Below are 4,783 nucleotides of genomic sequence, written 5' to 3'. Positions count from 1 at the left end.
CTTTAGTCAACTTTTCCGATGGTGATTGTTGATAATCAGCAGGAAAACGGCTTATTTCTCGTCTTAGTGTTTCAAACCCTTTCGCTTCAGGGGAGTCCTTTGCTTTACCTACACGGCTTAAATATGCATCTAATTTTGCTTCGTCACCTGTTTGTAAATACGCTAATATATTTTTAGCATTTTCCGTCATTTCGCTGTTTAACGCTTCCCATTTCGGCATTTTGCCTTCAGCATCAATTTCACTATACCATTCGCTTTCGTAATTGACTAATAAGCGACTTAATGCCGTAAATAACATCGGTTTATCTGCAATACCTTTAAAACTTGCTTCTTTTATACTGGTATATATTTTTGTTTCAACAGGGTATTGCTTATCAAGAATAGATAATGTTTCTTTTATTGTTGGTTTATATTGCGATAATGCATGGTTGTCTTTATTACGTTTTAACGATTTGTCTGCGTCAAGGTAGATTTCTTTTAATGTGGACGTTTCTTTTATCTGCATAAAATCAAACCAATCCCAACAACTGACCCGCTTAGCACCTTCACCATTCACTAACACCCAACCACTTCTTTTTCGGTTTTTATCATCAAGTACATCGACTTTTAACCACAAGTTACCTTGGGCATCTATTGCTCGATTGTCGCTTAGTGATAACTTTGCATCATTCATCTCAACCCGTAATGCCGTGCCCACAATCAGTGTGCTACTGGGTATATTACTCGCTTGTAAAGGATGCTTAGTCCAAGCCGCCGTGTTTTCAGCTAAAGACAACTCCCCATTGGGTTTGGCTACTTTGGCAATAGCCGCTTCATTTTTTATCCATAATGTCTTTATCTCAGTTTCTGATGACTGTATTTCAATTTGTAACCAAGCCACCTTCACATCTTGACTCATTATATTGATTTTGCTCTTTGCATACGGTTTACCCACTGTCGTATCCGATGCTGCTTCTTTTTCCAGTAGTTTGACCTGTTTAGCTATACCCAAAAAGGCTTTATCTTCCTCTGGGATTTTACTCGCTTCTGCTTGCGTTTGAGTAATATAACTTAGCAAGTCTTCACAGGTGAAACATTCAACATGTAAATGAGGACAAAATTCGCTATCATTTAAACTTTCACCTAATGGCAAGGTTTCAAGATTAGAATATTTGCTTTTGAGTATACCTTTATTTTGGTTATGACCAATATGACCCACTAAATCACCCGCTTTAATCGGAAAGGGCTTATCTAAAACCACCACTTCGTTGTATTTTTTCCCTCTGACTATATTTTCAAGGCAATCATACCAAACTTTTTTCTTTTCTGCCGGTAACGGTAGTGTGGGCTTTCCATCTCGAACCACTTCCATTAACTCAACATAACTTTTCGTTTCTTTCTCTCCTGATATTTTAACTTGTGTGCCCTCTGGTAGCATTGAGTAAAGTTTTTTATCGTTTTTATCCTTAAAGTCATTCCAGACTCTTAAACCTTTAGATTTTACTAAATTAGCGTTAAATTCTTTTTTTTCTTTCGCCAATGTTATATCCGTTTCACTACTCAATATTTCAAATTCTGATGTTGTTACTGCTTTGCCAGTATACACCCAACCTAAAATATCGACTCCTGTTTCTGTTTCATCAGATTTGCGAGGTTTTAATTCAGGAATTGAGGAATACCCCTCGGCAAAACTCGAAACAGCATACCATTCATATTTTTCATCATGCAAATCTAGATTTAAATTGACTTTTGTGCCTTTTTGTAACACTGCGCGTATATTTTTATTATTTGAATTATCGGGTGTTTCTCGAATATTTAACCCAGCTACGTAATCTAAGTCCTTATGCCCTACGCGAACACGATAAATATCCTGCTCCCAAAATGCGGGGGTTGGCTCTTTAGGATTTTTATCGTAATAGATTGTATCAGCTAAATGCATATACAAACTATAAAAATAAAGACGGTGTCCTGGTTGTTTTTCTTTTGCTGGCTCGGTCGTGTTGGGTGTTGTCTCTGACGTTGTTGCCGCTTCAGATGAAGAGGATGTGTCGGTCGCTGTCTCTGTATTTGTCTGAGGGGTTGTAGGGGGTGTAGGCGTTGTTGTATCGGTACTATTACTTGGTGATTGCGCCTGATTAGTATCCGCCGATGTCCCTTCTGTATTGGTGTTATTTTCGGTTGTATCACTTTCTGATACTGGCGTTTCTTCTACACGCTCCATTTCAAGCAAGTGCCTAACCAGAACAAAACCCGTTGAGAAAAAAACAACTTCATCGCCTTTATCTATTTTTTGATAATGGTCATTAACCCGATAAGCTATAATCTCACCATCAGCAATACAATGCACTCTACGCTCATTTTCATTCCCCAACTTTTTAAGAGCATTTAAATCAAAATGAACGCCACTATGTATAAGCTTGTTTACACTGACAGGATAAAACCCCGTTGATGCCGACATTAATGCTTCGTAATAAGCATTTGCGCTTAATTTCTCTTTTCCATCTATAATAACGGGATATTTCCATTTTTTTACCGCTGATAATGTCATTTTTTAGTTCCTTAACCTGAAAAATTAATATGGTCACTCTCTATTAATCGCATAAGCGCGACATCAACATCACTTTTTGAGAATTTAAGTTTATTATCCTCTATACTTGCCGGCCCCATCTTCTGCATCACATTACATTTAAGATAGACATTATCTGGCGTGCCAAGTTCGATGCCTTCACTGCTAATTTTGATATAAGAGCCACCACAAATGAGGGTGAGGTTATCTTTGGCGGTAATGGTGACTTTACCATCCACACTATCCACTTTAATATCTTGCTTGGCCGCCATATTGAGGTTGGCGTTTTGGGCTTGCACTTCAATATCACCTTGGTTGGCAAACAGTTTCATGCCCGCTTTTTGCGCAAATAAGCCAATAGCCTCGCCCGATGAAACAGTGACGTTGTTTAAAGCGTTGATATCAGTTTGATGTTCGCTGGTTAAGGTGAGGCTGCTAGCTGTTGTCAGTTGGATGTTTTCAGGACTAGTTAGGGCCATGCCTTCTTGCGCATAGGCCAGTAGGCCACTTTGGGTTAGCTGAGTTAAGTTGGCTTTAAGTTGCGCTTGGCTGTCGGTATCGGCGCTGTGCGCCTCGGACTGGGTGGTGGCATTTTGTAGGGCTTTGGCAATGGAGAGGGCATTTTCAAGTTGGCTTATTGCCGCTTGCATATCGAGCTGTTTGCCTTGCGCTTTCGGCTGGGTTTGCGTGGTTAGGTATAAGCCTTTGTTGGCAGCAATCGCTCCCCATTCATCAGTGCGCAGTTCAAAGCCTTCACCGCGGGGTTGTTTTTTTTCGTTAACTAAGTGACCAATGTTAAGTTGAGTTTTGCCGTATTTGGTGGCCAGTTTAATATGCTCTTGCCCGCGTTTATCATCCATGCGCAGTTTGTTATTAGCCGGCGTGCGAATCACATTGCGGTGTTTGTTAATGGTGGTAACAAGGTCGGGGTGAGCACTGTCATGCATCGCATGGGCGATATACGGCCTATCGGGATTGCCCTGCATAAAGGCGATGGCCACTTCAGTGCCGTCAATTAAGGGAAAGTGAAAGCCATAGGTGTTACCCGCATACGGTTTGGCTAAACGGACCCACAAGCTTTCCATGCCACTTTTCCACTCTTTTAAATCAAAGTTAAATTTAACCCGATAGCGTCCTTGGGTATCAATATAGCCATAAATGTCATTGTCGGGACTGGTGACCCTTGCCGGTAAAGTACCACTGACTTGTGGCCAGCGTATGGGCGTAGGGCGATAGGGTTTTAAGGCTTGATAGGGCATGGCGGTAAAGGTAAGTGCATAAGCATCACTGCGGTTACCCTGCCCTTGTACACTTAATATGATGATACCGTCATTGATATCTGCCAGCGGGCTGCCGTTGAGGTTAATCCATTGACCGGGGGCAAGGTGATAGTGATTACTCTTGCCTTTGAGAATAATTTGCTGGCTAATCGCCTGTTCATGGCGAATACGGGCATACCATTGACCGCTTTCAATCTGATTTTCGTCATGCGTATTATTCTCATTAGAATTATTGCCGTTATCACGATTATCATCATCACGAGTGTGTGGATTTTCCTGTCCGTTGCTATCTAAGCCTTGATAGTGCTCAGCATAACGATAGTCGCTGCCATAGGTGGTGCGGTCTTTGGGTTGGGTGTTAACTTCCCCCTGTAAATCAGCGAGGGCATCACGGTAGTGATAGTCTTGTACCTTGACTGAGGAGACCACCACTTCGCTATGCAGGCTGATATCCCACACACTTTCAACGCCACTATCTGCCATGCCACTGGGGGGCTTATCGTCAATATTAGCCACCTGCGCATAGCCTTGCTCATAATCACTTAACACCATTACATCACAGTGGCGCTCGGCGTGGGTTTCAAAGCGAAACCAGATACCCACATCGGCCAATAAGCGTTGAATAAATTCAAGGTCACTTTCTTGCCACTGCGTGATAAACTCCCGCTCAGGATAGCTCTCTTTTAACTCTAGACGGTAATCAATGCCCGTTAAACCATGACTGCGCAGCACTTCTTCAACTACACTCACCACGCTTTGCTGTTGAAATATGGCACTATGTTGCCCAATAGCCAGCCGTGCTAAACACGAAGATAATACCACCTGATAATGAGCTTCCTCTTTATTGACCGATAACAGACTAAACTCAGTAATCACCCCATGCAAGGTGCGTTTATCATTCACCGACGGTAAGTCACTTAATGATGAGATTGTTGACATTACGCTTTGATACGGTTGA

1 protein-coding gene and 1 pseudogene are annotated in these 4,783 nt (G+C 41.8%); both read right to left on the bottom strand.

The annotated features are described in order from the left end of the window. Positions 1–2,527: pseudogene (locus A9G23_RS10105) on the bottom strand (hypothetical protein); the annotation flags it as partial. Positions 2,528–2,538: 11 nt separating this feature from the next. Further along, the coding region (locus A9G23_RS10100; RefSeq protein WP_065587494.1) for a type VI secretion system Vgr family protein at positions 2,539–4,783 on the bottom strand (2,245 nt) is incomplete at its 5' end.

Origin of the sequence: Gilliamella sp. App4-10, assembly GCF_001690495.1 — a bacterium.
Classification (GTDB): Bacteria; Pseudomonadota; Gammaproteobacteria; order Enterobacterales; family Orbaceae; genus Gilliamella; species Gilliamella apicola_G.
This window is presented reverse-complemented; position numbering and strand designations above follow the sequence as displayed.